We start from the raw sequence: 14,363 nt of genomic DNA, 5'->3' as shown, positions 1-14,363 counted from the left end.
TCAAAGGAGAACACAATGGCTGACTACATCCTCGCCATCGACCAGGGAACGACTTCGAGCCGCGCGATCATCTTCGACAAGAAGGGCAGCATCATCGCGACGGGCCAAAAGGAGCACGAGCAGATCCTGCCGAAGGCCGGCTGGGTCGAGCACGATGCGGCAGAGATCTGGCGCAACGTCCAGGAGGTCATCGGTCTGGCGCTGAGCCGCGCCGACCTCACCCGCCACGACATCGCCGCAGTGGGCATCACCAACCAGCGCGAAACCGCGGTCGTCTGGGACAAGAAGACCGGCAAGCCCGCCTACAACGCCATCGTCTGGCAGGACACCCGCACCCAGGACATCGTCGATCGCCTCGCTGCTGATGGTGGCGTCGAGAGGTTCAAGCCGGTCGTCGGTCTCCCGCTCGCGACCTACTTCTCGGGCACCAAGATCGCCTGGATCCTGGAGAACGTCGACGGCGCTCGCGAGAAGGCGGAAGCCGGAGACCTCATCTTCGGCACCACCGACAGCTGGGTGCTCTGGAACCTGACGGGCGGCGCCGATGGCGGTGTACACGTGACCGACGTCACCAACGCCTCGCGCACGATGTTCATGGACCTCGAGACGCTCGAATGGCGCGACGACATCCTCGAGGCGTTCGGCGTGCCGCGCTCGATGATGCCGGAGATCCGTTCGTCCTCCGAGGTGTACGGCGCGGCGGAGGACTCCTCTCTGTTGCGAGAGACGCCGATCGCCGGCATCCTGGGCGATCAGCAGGCCGCGACGTTCGGTCAGGCTGCCTTCCAGAAGGGTGAGAGCAAGAACACCTACGGCACCGGCTGCTTCCTGATCTTCAACACGGGCGAGGAGATCGTCCACTCGAAGAACGGGCTGCTGACCACCGTCGGGTACAAGCTCGGCGACGGCCCGACCCACTACGCGCTCGAGGGTTCGATCGCGGTCACCGGATCCCTGATCCAGTGGCTGCGTGACCAGCTCGGCATCATCTCCTCCGCACCCGAGGTCGAGGAGCTGGCGGACAAGGTCGACGACAACGGCGGCGTGTACATCGTCCCGGCGTTCTCCGGCCTGTTCGCGCCGTACTGGCGCCCGGACGCCCGTGGGGCGATCGTCGGTCTCACGCGCTACGCCAACAAGAACCACATCGCGCGTGCAGCTCTCGAAGCCGTGGCCTTCCAGACGCGCGACGTGCTCGATGCGGTCAACGCGGACGCCGGTGTGGACCTGACCGAGCTCAAGGTCGACGGCGGCATGGTCGCCAACGATGCGCTCATGCAGTTCCAGGCTGACGTCCTCGGGGTTCCGGTCGTGCGTCCGGTGGTCGCGGAGACCACCGCGCTCGGCGCGGCCTACGCTGCGGGACTCGCAGTCGGGTTCTGGAACGGCCTCGATGACCTTTCTGCCAACTGGCAGGAGGACAAGCGCTGGGAGCCGTCGATGGAAGCCGGAGAACGCGACCGTCAGCTGCGCCTGTGGCGCAAGGCCGTCACCAAGTCGATGGACTGGGTCGACGAAGACGTGAAGTGATCTGACACCAAGACGAAGCGGGTCCGGAGCTCTTGCTCCGGACCCGCTTCTCCGTCCCACCGGAAGAAGCGTCGGACCGTCAGAATCCGTTGATCGAGGCGAAGAACGCGCCGGTGCCGTCGACGGCGATCCGTCCGCTCTCATCGCTCGACGTCACCTGCTCGTACCCGGCATCGCTCCAGTAGAAGACATCCGCCGAGATCTCTCCGACGCCTTGTCCGAACATCTGCTGAGCGAATCCATGCAAGTCCTGCACGACGTATATCGCCTCCGGTCCGGTGATGACGTGGAACGCCACGTGATGACGAGAGGGTACGGCGAAGAGCACGCCGTGGGGCGCAGAAGAGACGCCGGCGGCCGTCAGAAGGCCGGGAATGTCGAGTACGCGACTCGCCGTGAACATCGAGTCCGAGACGATCGCCTGGAAAGCTCCGTTGCCCGTGTCGAGGGTGTGGATCTCGTCGATCGGCTCGGTCGACACTGCCGCGAGGGCGGCCGCCCACAGCTGTTCGGCATCGAACCGGTCGACGATCGAGTCAGGAACGGCGCTCGTGATCTCGGGATGATCCAGCATGAGGATCACCTCGAGGCCGTCCACGATCGCGCGGCGGTAGGTGAACGATTCGCGTTGGGTCTCCGGAAGGTACGCCGAAGGGATGAGGCGCGCTTTGACCAGCGAGAGGATCTCGTCATCGGCGAGGTCCTCATCCCGAGGTGCGGACTGACGGCTGAGCAGCCCCGAGATATGGCGTTCGACAACCTCGGGCCAGTCCGACTCCGGCTTGAGTTTCACAGCGCGGGCGAGGTTGTAGAGCCCGTACTGCGCCCCGGATGCTCCCTCGGCGTAGTCGCCGTGCATGGTGATCGCCCCCTCTGCCTCAGGCCACTTCGACGCGAACAGAGATCGCACGAGCGCGGCTTCTCGCACGGTGAGGTCTTCAAGGTCGGGATCGGGCTGTGACTCTTTCGACTTCTTGCCGAAATTCAGAAACCCCACGCAGCACTCTCCTCCGATGGTCACCGCCCGAAGAACCTCTTCAGCGCGGGCTCAAACGGACTCAGGCTAGCGCAGCACGAACGGGGGTCACGTCACGAGGTCGGCGGCTTCCATGACGGCGACGAACGCCCGAGCGACGTTCCGCGGGGCGGCGATATCCCAGGCGAGATACTCGACACGCACAGGACCGTCGCGCACATCCGCCGTGGCCACCTCGAACCCGGAGCGCTCGACGGTTCCCGGCGCCAGCAGCGACACAGCCAGCCCGGACTCCACCAACCCGAGGATGAGCGTCGCGGAGTCGGCCTCGAAAGCGACATCCCGTGTCAAACCCGCAGCCGCGAACGCCGCGTCGCTCTGCGCGCGTCCCGAGGTCGCCGCGGGGAAGTCCGCGAAGGTCATCCCGGCGATGTCCTCCAGTTCGATGCTGTTCCTGAGCGCGAGCTCGTGTCTCTGAGGGAAGACGGCGACGAGTCGCTCCCGCGAGAGTGCGCGCGATGCCACACCGACCGGATCCACCCCATCGCGCAGGCCGAGCAGGGCGATGTCGAGCTCATCCTTTCGGAGCCTGCGTGTCAGGACGTCGCTGTTGCCTACTTGGAGTTCGACTCTCACGCGTGGGTGCGCCGCACGATAGGCGACGAGCACCGCGGGGACGTCGATGGCGGTCACCGTCGGAATCACGCCCATCCGTAGCGTTCCCTCGACGACGCCATCGACGGCGGCGGCATCTTCCTTCGCCCGCTCCGCTGCGCGAAGCGCGATACGCGCATGCTCGACGAACGCCTGGCCGGCCTCGCTCAGGCGGACGCTACGGCTCGACCGCACGAACAGACGGCGCCCGATCTCGCGCTCGAGGGAGGCGATCTGGTGACTCAACGCGGACTGGGTGACGAAGCACCGTTCGGCTGCCCGGGTGAAGCTCAGGGTGTCGGCCACTTCCACGACGTACCGGAGCTGCTGGAGTTCCATTCATCCATGATGCAACGTCATGGCTCTCGTGACAACCATGCGTTGGACTCATGGACCGCCCGGACGCACGCTGGAAGGATGAACCGCCTGACGCTGGTGATGACAACCGCTCTCGCTCCCATCGCCTGGGGCACCACCTACCTCGTGACCACGGAGCTGCTCCCCGCCGGGCATCCGCTGTTCGCCGGTCTGCTCCGCTCACTCCCGGCCGGTCTCCTCGCGGTCGCCATCAGTCGGCGGCTCCCGCACGGCTCCTGGTGGTGGAAGTCGTTCGTCCTGGGCGCGCTCAACATCGGCGCGTTCTTCCCGCTGCTGTTCCTCGCCGCCGAAAGGCTTCCGGGTGGCGTCGCCGCAGCCGTCGCCGGAGCGCAGCCGCTCATCGTCCTGGCGCTCGGAGCGCTCGTCCTCCACGAGCGCATCCGGCCGATCACTGCCACCGCGGCCGTGGTGGGCGCGGGCGGCGTCACGCTGGTCGTCCTCGGTCCCGCGGCCGAGCTCGATCTCTGGGGTATTCTCGCCGCCCTCGGCGGTGTCACGGCGACCGGAGTGGGGATGATCCTGACCAAGCGCTTGGGCCGGCCGGTCGGCGTGGGTCCCGTCGCTTATGCAGGCTGGCAGCTCAGTGCGGGCGGATTGCTGCTCCTGCCTCTCACCCTGATCGTCGAGGGCGTGCCGCAGACCATCGACGGTGGCGCCGCTCTCGGATATCTGTGGCTCGCCACCGCTGGCGGGATCGTCGCCTACACGCTCTGGTTCCGCGGGATCCAGCAGCTGCCGGTCATCGCGCCCGGACTCCTCGCGCTCCTGTCCCCCATCGTCGCGACGGTGCTGGGGCTCGTGATCGCCGGCGAGCGGTTCACCCCACTCCAGGCTGTCGGATTCATCCTCACGCTCGGCGCGCTCGTTCTGGGGCAACTCGTCGCGCGTCCGAAATCCTTCTCAGACGCTCGTGCGGAGGTGACGGTCGCGCATGCGCTCACGACTCCACGCTGAGGGCGCTCAGCTCTTGCCGAAGAGCTTCTGGATCTCGGCGAGTTCGGCCTCGCTCGGAGCCTGAGCAGCGCCGCCGCCGAGACCGAACCCGGAGCCGGTCGGCGTCGCGGACGATGCGATGCCGGCGTTCTCGGCCGCTCGCTTCGCAGGGTTTCCCGAGCGGGAGCCGCCGGACGACTTGCCCTTCTTTCCACGCTTCGAAGACGCGCCAGGACGCCCCATGCCCGGCACAGGCCCCATGCCGGGAATGTTCGGAGTGCCGCCGCGAGCGACCGTCTTCATCATCTTCGCCGCCTGCTCGAAGCGCTGCACGAGCTGGTTCACATCCGTGACGGTCATCCCCGATCCGCGCGCGATGCGCAGACGACGCGAGCCGTTCAGAACCTTGGGATTGCGTCGCTCCCCCGGTGTCATCGAACGGATGATGGCCTCGGTGCGGTCGATCTCGCGCTCGTCGAAGTCGTCGAGCTGCTGCTTCATCTGCCCCATGCCCGGGAGCATCCCGAGCATCTTCTTCATCGAGCCCATCTTCTTCATCTGCTGAAGCTGGTCGAGGAAGTCTTCGAGGGTGAAGGCCTCTGTCGCGAGCTTCTCGGCCATCTTCATGGCCTCTTCCTCGTCGAAGGCCTGCTGAGCCTGCTCGATGAGGGTCAGGATGTCACCGAGGTCGAGGATGCGGCTCGCCATGCGGTCGGGGTGGAAGGGCTCGAGGTCCTCGAGGCGCTCACCCGTCGAGGCGAAGATGATCGGACGACCCGTCACGGACGCCACCGAGAGCGCCGCACCACCGCGGGCATCACCGTCGAGCTTCGACAGCACCACTCCCGTGAAGTCGACTCCCTCCTGGAACGCCCTGGCGGTGTTCACGGCGTCCTGACCGATCATCGCGTCGATGACGAACAGGACCTCGTCGGGGTTCACTGCCTTGCGGATGTCTGCGGCCTGCTTCATGAGCTCGGCATCGACGCCGAGGCGGCCGGCGGTGTCGATGATGACGACGTCGTGCTGCTGCCGGCGGGCGTATTCGACGCCGTCACGCGAGACTTTCACGGGGTCGCCGACCCCGTTTCCCGGCTCAGGAGCGTAGACCGAAGCCCCGGCCTGCTCTGCGACCACCTGGAGCTGGTTGACCGCGTTCGGGCGCTGAAGGTCGGCGGCGACGAGCAGAGGCGTATGCCCCTCGCCCTCGAGCTGCTTGGCGAGCTTTCCCGCGAAGGTGGTCTTTCCGGAGCCCTGCAGACCCGCGAGCATGATGACTGTCGGTGCCGTCTTGGCGAACTGCAGACGGCGCTGCTCGCCACCGAGGATCTGCACGAGTTCCTCGTTGACGATCTGAACGACCTGCTGGGCGGGGTTCAGCGCCTTGTTGACTTCGTCGCCGAGGGCGCGTTCGCGGACCTTCGCCGTGAATTCCTTGACGACAACGAGCGCGACGTCGGCGTCGAGCAGGGCACGACGGATCTCGCGCACGGTGCCGTCGACGTCGGCCGCAGTGAGCTTTCCCTTCGTGCGCAGATTGCGGAAGGTCTCGGTGAGCCGATCGGAGAGCGTGCCAAATGTAGCCATGGTGCTCTGATTCTACGCGAGCGGAGACGGGTTGCTCAGCGCCGTGCGTACTCAGGACCAGGGCAGGTCATGGATCGTCCCCAGTGCTTGACGCAGGACCGTCTCGGGCGCCCCCTGACCGGCCCCCTGTTCCGCCCAGACCCGCAGAGACGACAGCACTGCCGCCGCGTGCGCCGCACCGAGGATGTCGGCGCGGATGACGTCGACCCCCGCGGCGGATGCCGCACGCGATACCGCGGAGGACAAGCGGGCGAGGCGAAGCCCGGTGTCACGGACGAGTTCGTCCTCCAGACCCATCGCCGCGGCATTGCGAAGAGCCAGAGCGAGAGGATCCGGCGCGAAGTCACGCACGATCAGCAGAAGGATGTCGCGGACCGATTCTCCTGTCGCCGATCCCGCAAGCTGTTCGAGGGACCTGACTGCCTGGCCGATGCGTTCATCGACGCCCGACCACAGCACGTCACTCTTCGACGCGAAGTAGTTGAAGAAGCTCGAACGGCTCACTCCTGCGCGCTGTGTGATGTCGGCCACAGACGTCGCATCGTATCCGCGTTCCAGGAAGAGCTCACAGGCAGCCTCGGCGAGGGTCTCCCGCGACGACACCTTGGGGCGCCCCGCCCTGCCTGTGGAACTCATGCCCTCACGCTACCGCGAGGCGCAGGCCGCGAGTGCCGCGAGCCGTTCGAAAGGGTATTGTTGCTCTCAGTCCATTTACGCAACGAAGGCGGCTTTGTGATGCTCGAGATCCTCACCCCCGGGTTCTCTCCGACACCCGTACCGTACGTCGACGGGTGGGAGCTTCAGCGCAGCATCCATGCCGACGTCGTCGATGGGACACGTCCGGACACCCTCATCCTCCTCGAGCACGAGGCCGTGTACACCGCGGGGAAGCGCACCGAACCGCAGGAGCGTCCGCAGGACGGCACACCCGTGGTCGACGTCGATCGCGGTGGCAAGATCACCTGGCACGGCCCCGGACAGTTGGTGGGGTATCCGATCGTGCGCCTCGTCGAGCCCATCGACGTCGTCGCACATGTGCGTCGGCTCGAGCGCCTGCTGATCGACGTCCTGCGCCCGTTCGGCGTCGTCGGCTACCAGGTGGATGGTCGCAGCGGGGTCTGGGTACGCCGCCCGCTCTCCGAAGACAAGGTGGCGGCCATCGGCGTGCGTGTGCAGCAGGGCGTGACGATGCACGGCTTCGCGATCAACTGCGACAACTCGCTGGCGGGGTTCCGCGGCATCATTCCATGCGGCATCACCGACGCCGGCGTCACGACCGTGAGCGAGGTCGTGGGGTCCGCGGTCTCCCCGCTCGACCTCGTCGACGCGGTGAGCCGCGCCTTCCTCGTCGAGTATTCGCCCACCGAACTGTCTGGAGCCCACGCATGACCGCCGCACCCGAGGGCCGCAAGCTCCTCCGCCTCGAGATCCGCAACGCCGAGACGCCCATCGAGCGCAAGCCGGAGTGGATCAAGACCAAGGCGAAGATGGGCCCCGAATACACGGCCCTGCACTCCCTCGTGAAGAGCGAGGACCTCCACACCGTGTGCCAGGAGGCCGGCTGCCCCAACATCTACGAGTGCTGGGAGGACCGGGAGGCGACGTTCCTCATCGGCGGCTCTCAGTGCACACGCCGGTGCGACTTCTGCCAGATCGACACGGGAAAGCCCGCCGACTACGACACCGACGAACCGCGCCGTGTCGCAGAGAGCGTCGTCCGGATGAACCTGCGCTACGCGACCGTGACCAGCGTGGCACGCGATGACCTGCCCGACACGGGAGCGTGGCTGAACGCCGAGACCGTCCGAAAGATCCATGAGCTCAACCCGAACACCGGCGTCGAACTGCTGGCGAACGAACACAACGCCGATCCCGCGTTCCTGGGGCAGATCTTCGATGCCCGTCCCGAGGTGTTCGCGCACAACGTGGAGACCGTGCCCCGCATCTTCAAGCGCATCCGACCGGCGTTCCGGTACGAGCGCTCACTGAACGTCCTCACCCAGGCCCGCGACGCCGGATTGATCACGAAGTCGAACCTCATCCTCGGGATGGGCGAGGAGCCTGAGGAGGTCATCCAGGCACTTCAGGACCTGCACGACGCCGGGTGCGACATCATCACGATCACGCAGTACCTGCGCCCGTCACCTCGGCACCTCCCGGTCTCCCGATGGGTGAAGCCGGCGGAGTTCGTGGAGTTCAAGGAAGAGGCCGAGCGCATCGGCTTCCTCGGCGTCCTCGCCGGTCCGCTGGTGCGATCCTCCTACCGGGCGGGACGGCTGTGGGCGCAGTCGATGGCGTCGAAGGGTCGCGAGATTCCCGCTCACCTCTCGCACATCGCCGACAGCGCAGACCTCGGCTTCGCGCAGGCCGTGTGACGTGGTCGCCGTCCCGGGCTCGGCCGGGGCGGCAGCTCAGTCGGCGCTCATGACGGACTGCACGCTGCCGTCCGAGCCGAGGTTCACGAGCAGCACGTCGTCTGTGGAGCTGTCGTCAAGCGCGTACTCGAGCACGGCGAAGGGCTCCGACCCGCCGTGCTCGTCAGCGAGGATCGTCATGCTCATCAGCCGGAGCGAGCGGATGATGTCCACGGCGGCATCACCCGACACATCGACCAGCACGTCCGGCAGATCGTCGCCGTACGTCTCCTGCTGCTGAAGGATGTACTCGGTCACTTCGCTGGTGCGGTCGTCGACCTCTGCGAGCATCCCGCGTCTGGCGGTGTCGTCGACGCTTTCGAGGCCCGCGATCAAGGATGCGGCGATGTCGAGCGCGTCGGCAGACACGTCGTCCTGATCCGGCGCGGTCAGATCCACGGTGACGCTCTGATCGCCGAGCTCAACGGTCTCCGACCAGAAGATCGAGCCGTCGGGGCCCGAGGACAGGAGTCCGAAGTAATCGTGTTCGATCGCCATAACGCTATGAAACCAGCCTCGTGCTCACTGCGGTAGTCCCGTCATCAACCGACCAACGACTGGACGAACACATGGGGGGTGAAACCGGTCAGATCGTCGATCCCCTCGCCCTGTCCGAGCAACTTGACGGGGATACCGGTCCGCTCCTGGACCGCCAACACGAACCCGCCCTTGGCGGAGCCGTCGAGCTTGGTGAGGACCAACCCAGTGACGCCGGCGTGTTCGAGGAAGGCCTCGGCCTGCATCACGCCGTTCTGACCCGTGGTGGCATCGAGCACGAGCAGCACTTCGCTGATCGGCGCCTGCTTCTCGATCACGCGCCTGACCTTCGACAGCTCGTCCATGAGGCCGCCCTTGGTGTGCAGGCGCCCGGCCGTGTCGATGATGGCGATCTCGATGCCCTCGCGCTTCGCGTACTCGACCGTCTGGAAGGCGACGGATGCGGGATCCTGTCCCTCCTGCTGTGGGCGCACGATCGCGGCGCCGCCGCGCTGCGCCCAGGTGGCCAGCTGGTCGACCGCCGCCGCACGGAACGTGTCGGCCGCGCCGACGACGACGCTGCGCTGATAGCCGCGAAGGAACTTGGTGAACTTGCCGATGGTGGTCGTCTTGCCGACGCCGTTGACACCGACGACGAGGACCACGGCCGGACGCTCGGTGAGCTTCAGTGTCGTGTCGAACTTCGCGAAGTGCTCCTCCAGGGTTTCCCGCAGCATGCGCTGGAGATCCTTGGGATCCGTGGTGCGGTACCTCTCGACCTTCTCACGCAGCTCGTCGACGACGCGCTCGCTGATGTCGGGGCCGAAGTCGGCTGTGAGCAGAGCCGTCTCGAGGTCCTCCCAGGTCGTCTCATCGATGGTGGGCTTGACGAACATGCCGCGCAGTGCGCGACCAAGAGACCAGGACTTCTCCGCCATCACTCCAGCCTACGGGTTGCGCAGGCGATGAACCGCGTGCGCGGCGGGCACATCCGCTCAGACGGTGGCCGCGGCACGATCTCCGACCCGCTGGCCGACGACGGCGGACACCCCGTCCTGGCGCATCGAGACGCCGTACAGCGCGTCGGCGATCTCCATCGTGCGCTTCTGGTGCGTGATCACGAGCAGCTGCGAGCTCTCCCTCAGCTGCTCGAAGACGGTGAGCAGACGGCCGAGGTTCGCGTCATCCAGCGCAGCCTCCACCTCGTCCAGGATGTAGAACGGACTCGGCCGCGCCTTGAAGATCGCGACGAGGAGCGCGACGGCCGCCAACGACCGCTCCCCACCGGAGAGGAGGGACAGGCGCTCGATCTTCTTCCCCACGGGGCGGACGGACACCTCGATGCCGGTTGTGAGCATGTTGTCGGGATCCGTGAGCGAGATACTGCCTGTGCCACCGGGGAACAGCAGGGGGAAGACCTGACCGAAAGCCTCCCTCGTGTCCTCGAAGGCACTCGCGAAGATCGTCTGCATGCGCTCGTCGAGATCCGTGATGATCGTCAGGAGGTCCTGCCGCGTCTGGGTGAGGTCAGCCAGCTGCTCCGTGAGGAAGGCATGCCTCTGCTCCAGAGCGGCGAACTCCTCCAGCGCCAAGGGATTCACCCGACCGAGCTGCGCCAGCTTGCGCTCGGCTTCGGCGAGACGACGCTGCTGGATGCGGCGGTCGAACGGGATCGCAGTATCGTCCGCCCCATGATCGGCTTCAGCGGGCACCGTACCCGGGTCGCGGGGAACAAGCTGGTCCGGACCATATTCCGCAATGAGAATATCTTCGTCCAAAGCCAGCTCCGACGAAACACGCTCGAGCAGACTGTTCAGGTGGAGCTTCTTCTCGTGAATCTGCAGCTCGAGTCCGTGCACGCTCTCCGTGAGCCCGGCGAGTCGCTCCCGAAGAGAGCTCTCCTGCGCACGGAGGCCGACGAGTTCCTGGTTCTGCGCAGAACGCGCAGCCTCGGCCTCTTTCAGCGCGAGACGCGCTTCGGTGACCGACCGATCCAGCGAATCGAGGATGCGCGGAAGTTCTTCGGCCACCCCTGAGGCCGCCTCGCGCTGGCCGCGGCGGATGACCGCTCGACGTGCGGCCTCAACCGCGGCGTCTCGCTCATGCTCGCGTTGACGCTCCAGGCTGGCGACCCTCGACTGCGCTGCGCGAACACGCTCGCGCAGCGTCTCGATCTCGAGCCGGGCACGCACCTCGCCCTCGCGAGCAAGCTCGAGGGCCTCGAGCAATCCGTCTCGCGCTGAGGCGTCGAGCACGGGCCTCGGCGCAGCGATCGCATCGTCGAGTGCCGTCTTCGCGGCTTCGGCTTTGGACTCGGCCTCGGAGACGGCCGACTGCGCCTGTGCGAGACCCGTCTCGAGGCGCTCGCACTCGGCGACGGCGGATTCGTGGCGCACCGTGACCCGGTTGAGTTGCTCTGCGTGCGTGGCGAGAGCGGCGTCGTGTTCGCGGAGCGCCCGCAGCGCCTCCTTGGCCTGACGTCTCGTCGTCTCGACCGCCTCGTTGGCGTCCTCGCGAGCCTCTCGGAGCGAGTCGACGACGATCTGGATCTCGGTGAGCCGCTCGGCTGCGGCATCCCGTTCCGCCGCGAGCTCCAGACGAGAGCGTTCGCCGCCGGAGCCCGTCCGAAGGGTCTGCGCCGTGATCACGTCGCCGCCGACCGTGACGATGGTCGTCGCAGTGTCACCGGCGACGTCAAGTGCAGTCCGCGCGGCGCGCGCAGAATCCAGGTGGTCGGCGATCAGGACATGCGACAGCACTCCGAGCACACCGTCGGGAGCCGTCACCGTGTCCACGGCTGGTGTGACCCCCGCTATCGCCGGGAGCGCCATATCCGGCCGCAGAGCGTCCGCGATGACGAAGTCCACCACTCCCCTACGCTGTTCTGCCGCATCCGCTGCCAACGCATAGGCGTCGGCCGCCGTGTCGATGAGCACGCCCTCCGCGAGCGGGCCGAGAACGGCGGCGATCGCCGCCTCGTAGCCGGCACGCACCTGCACAGCGTCGCCGACGAGGCCCCGAACACCTTTGCCACCCGCTCTGACGATCTCCGCCGCACCGCCGGAAAGAGCCAGCGCACTGCTCAACGCCGATGCCTTGGCCGTCAGCGAGTCGACCTCGCGCTCGGCGGCGTGCAGCCGCTCTCGCAAGGTCTCGCGCTCGGACTCCGCCGCTGTGGCCGCGCGCTGTGCGCTCTCGTAGGCGGCCGTGTGCTCGACGGCTGTGCCTTCGGGAGCCTCTGCGTCGTCGATGGACTCGAGCGCCTCTGCGGCTTCCCGCCTCCGCGTATTCGCCGCTTCGAGCGCGTTCTCCTGCCGAAGCACCGCTCCTCGCACAGCGGCGAGGGCCGAAGCTGCGGCGTCGGCAGTACCGCGCAGAGCCGACAAGCGCATGTCGTACTCGGAAACGAGCGCACTCTGCTCGGCGATGTCGACGTCGAGGGTGTCGAGTTCTGCGCGGGCGTGAACCACCTCGCGGCTTGCTGCAGCGGCTGCGTCCTGAGCATCTCCGAGTCCGGCGGAGATCGTATCGATCTCGTCCTTCGCCTCATCGATGGTGGCCTGCGTCACCGTGACGGCGGTGACTGCGGCGTCGTCGTCGTCCGAACCGAGAAGAGCGAGCCGCTGATTCGCGAGCGTATAGAGCCCCCGCATCCGCTCCTGAACTTGCTCGAGTCCGAACGCCACGCTGCGCGCCTGATCGACGGCGACCGAATTCTGGTCCTGTTCGAGTCGCGCGATGCTCGCCCGCACCGTCTCCGCCTGATCGGAAAGCACCAGCCGCTCGGTATGGCGCTCGTTCTCGGTGCGGGTGTGATCAGCAAGCGCAGTGCGCAGGGCGACGACGTCGTCGGCGAAGATGCGGGCCTTCGCATCACGCACGACAGCGGCGATGGTCTGCGCCTCACGAGCGATCTCGGCCTGGCGCCCCAAGGGCTTGAGCTGCCGACGGATCTCGCCGGCGAGATCGCTCAGCCGAGTGAGGTTGGTCTCCATCGCGTCGAGTTTGCGGAGTGTCTTCTCCTTGCGCCGACGGTGCTTGAGAATTCCGGCCGCTTCCTCGATGAATCCGCGGCGGTCCTCGGGCGACGCCTGCAGCACCGTGTCAAGACGGCCTTGGCCGACGATCACGTGCATCTCCCGGCCCAGGCCGGAATCGCTCAGAAGCTCCTGCACGTCGAGAAGGCGGCACCCCTCCCCGTTGATCGCGTACTCGCTGGAGCCGTTGCGGAACAGCGTGCGGCTGATCGTGACCTCGGCGTACTCGATCGGCAGTGCTCCGTCGGCGTTGTCGATCGTGAGCTGCACCTCGGCGCGACCGAGCGGACCGCGCGTCGATGTACCGGCGAAGATCACGTCTTCCATCTTGCCGCCGCGCAAGGTCTTCGCACCCTGCTCGCCCATCACCCAGGCGAGGGCGTCGACGACGTTCGACTTGCCGGAACCGTTCGGGCCGACGATGCAGGTGACGCCGGGTTCGAACACGAAGCTCGTCGGCTGAGCGAACGACTTGAACCCCTTGAGCGTCAGGCTCTTCAGATGCATGGGGGCACCGTTCGTCCGGGGAGAATCACGCGGCTACGCTACCGGAATTCCGGGCCTGCAGCCTCATCCCGCGCGGGCGGAGAGAGAACTCGGAAACCGTGCGACACGCCGAGCGGAGGCACAGGTGCTTGACGTCGCCCGCACGGATTCGCTACCGTGGCCTCCGGATCGCCACACGAAAGGAGGTTACCGATGATTACGACTCAGCTCAACGCACAGGCCACTGGCCTCGCCGCGCCCGCGCACTTCGCGCCGCGCCCTGCGTTCTCGGTAACCGCCGGCGTCCGCATCAGCGTTCTCTCGTAGAACCGCATCCCGAGATTCCCGGCCCGTAGTGGGCCCTCTCTGGCCGGCTCTTCAGCGCCCCGTCCACTGATCTGCAGCGCAGATCATGGTTCCTCCTCCGCTTTCGGCGGCCACGTTCCGTGGTATCTGCCGACTCGCGCTCTTCCGCATCGTTCCCGACTGCTCCTGCCGTCGACGTGCGGTGCTTCCGCATCCATCACCACCATCACTTCCGAAGGAACCATCGTGAATACCACGTTGCATCGCAGCGACATCCACCCGCCCGATATCGAGGACCGCCAGGTCCTCCATATCCCCCGCCCCGACGAACTGCGTCGCCTGTCGATCGCGGATCGTCTCTCCCTCCGGATCGGTCTCTGGCTCTTCCAGAGGGCGCAGCGCCCGCGGCAACCACGCCGCGGCCTGCGCATCGATCCGGCAGACATATTCCTGCTCGGCGAGCAGCGTCATCGTTCGGCAGCGGAATCCTACGCACTGCTGACGTATGACATGCAGCGCGGAATGCGTTGACGGTCACCCGATCGCCATCGTCCCTCTCATCGCCGCACACTCTGCGTGCATCCA

At 66.7% G+C, this 14,363-nt stretch carries 12 protein-coding genes; 4 read left to right on the top strand and 8 right to left on the bottom strand.

What is annotated here, in order from left to right; all coding sequences use genetic code 11:
- The first annotated feature begins 15 nt into the window (after positions 1-15).
- A complete protein-coding gene (gene glpK / locus ACFVWL_RS15115) occupies positions 16-1,530 on the top strand; it encodes a glycerol kinase GlpK (RefSeq protein WP_028501984.1) in 1,515 nt (504 codons plus the stop codon).
- Between the two features lie 79 nt (positions 1,531-1,609).
- Here the strand turns inward: glpK and ACFVWL_RS15110 are convergent, their stop codons facing one another.
- Both ACFVWL_RS15110 and ACFVWL_RS15105 read right to left on the bottom strand, forming a co-directional pair.
- A complete protein-coding gene (locus ACFVWL_RS15110) occupies positions 1,610-2,527 on the bottom strand; it encodes a hypothetical protein (protein WP_387184393.1) in 918 nt (305 codons plus the stop codon).
- An 87-nt stretch (positions 2,528-2,614) separates the two neighbouring features.
- Positions 2,615-3,499, bottom strand: a complete 885-nt coding sequence (locus tag ACFVWL_RS15105) for a LysR family transcriptional regulator (RefSeq protein ID WP_387184390.1) — start codon at positions 3,497-3,499, stop codon at positions 2,615-2,617.
- 78 nt (positions 3,500-3,577) lie between these two features.
- Between ACFVWL_RS15105 and ACFVWL_RS15100 the strand changes: the two genes are divergently transcribed.
- On the top strand, positions 3,578-4,492 hold the full coding sequence (locus ACFVWL_RS15100) for an EamA family transporter (RefSeq protein WP_387184387.1): 915 nt from the start codon (positions 3,578-3,580) through the stop codon (positions 4,490-4,492).
- A 6-nt stretch (positions 4,493-4,498) separates the two neighbouring features.
- Here the strand turns inward: ACFVWL_RS15100 and ffh are convergent, their stop codons facing one another.
- Positions 4,499-6,058 (bottom strand): signal recognition particle protein, encoded by a 1,560-nt coding sequence (ffh, locus tag ACFVWL_RS15095; RefSeq protein ID WP_387184384.1) that lies wholly within the window; start codon positions 6,056-6,058, stop codon positions 4,499-4,501.
- A gap of 51 nt (positions 6,059-6,109) precedes the next feature.
- Positions 6,110-6,694 carry a TetR/AcrR family transcriptional regulator gene (locus ACFVWL_RS15090; RefSeq protein WP_387184381.1) on the bottom strand — a complete coding sequence of 195 codons (585 nt, stop codon included), beginning with the start codon at positions 6,692-6,694 and terminating at the stop codon, positions 6,110-6,112.
- Positions 6,695-6,793: 99 nt separating this feature from the next.
- On the opposite strand from ACFVWL_RS15090, the gene lipB reads away from it, so the two are divergent.
- Both lipB and lipA read left to right on the top strand, forming a co-directional pair.
- Positions 6,794-7,447: a lipoyl(octanoyl) transferase LipB gene (gene lipB / locus ACFVWL_RS15085; RefSeq protein ID WP_387184378.1), complete on the top strand. Its 654-nt coding sequence runs from the start codon at positions 6,794-6,796 to the stop codon at positions 7,445-7,447.
- Positions 7,444-8,433 (top strand): lipoyl synthase, encoded by a 990-nt coding sequence (gene lipA, locus ACFVWL_RS15080; protein ID WP_387184375.1) that lies wholly within the window; start codon positions 7,444-7,446, stop codon positions 8,431-8,433. The genes lipB and lipA overlap by 4 nt, the downstream gene beginning before the upstream one ends.
- Before the next feature lie 36 nt (positions 8,434-8,469).
- Here the strand turns inward: lipA and ACFVWL_RS15075 are convergent, their stop codons facing one another.
- The 4 genes from ACFVWL_RS15075 to ACFVWL_RS15060 form a co-directional block, all read right to left on the bottom strand.
- Complete coding sequence (locus ACFVWL_RS15075) at positions 8,470-8,970, bottom strand: DUF2004 domain-containing protein (protein ID WP_017830742.1); 501 nt, start codon at positions 8,968-8,970, stop codon at positions 8,470-8,472.
- 44 nt (positions 8,971-9,014) lie between these two features.
- On the bottom strand, positions 9,015-9,887 hold the full coding sequence (gene ftsY / locus ACFVWL_RS15070; protein ID WP_387184371.1) for a signal recognition particle-docking protein FtsY: 873 nt from the start codon (positions 9,885-9,887) through the stop codon (positions 9,015-9,017).
- Positions 9,888-9,944: 57 nt separating this feature from the next.
- Positions 9,945-13,493, bottom strand: coding sequence for a chromosome segregation protein SMC (gene smc / locus ACFVWL_RS15065; protein WP_387184370.1), 3,549 nt, complete (start codon positions 13,491-13,493; stop codon positions 9,945-9,947).
- 357 nt (positions 13,494-13,850) lie between these two features.
- Positions 13,851-14,249, bottom strand: a complete 399-nt coding sequence (locus ACFVWL_RS15060) for a hypothetical protein (RefSeq protein ID WP_387184367.1) — start codon at positions 14,247-14,249, stop codon at positions 13,851-13,853.
- Between the last annotated feature and the right edge of the window lie 114 nt (positions 14,250-14,363).

It is taken from the genome of Microbacterium sp. NPDC058269 (assembly GCF_042881445.1).
GTDB lineage: Bacteria > Actinomycetota > Actinomycetes > Actinomycetales > Microbacteriaceae > Microbacterium.
The sequence above is the reverse complement of the archived record's forward strand: the minus strand, read 5'-3'. Positions and strand labels throughout refer to the sequence as shown.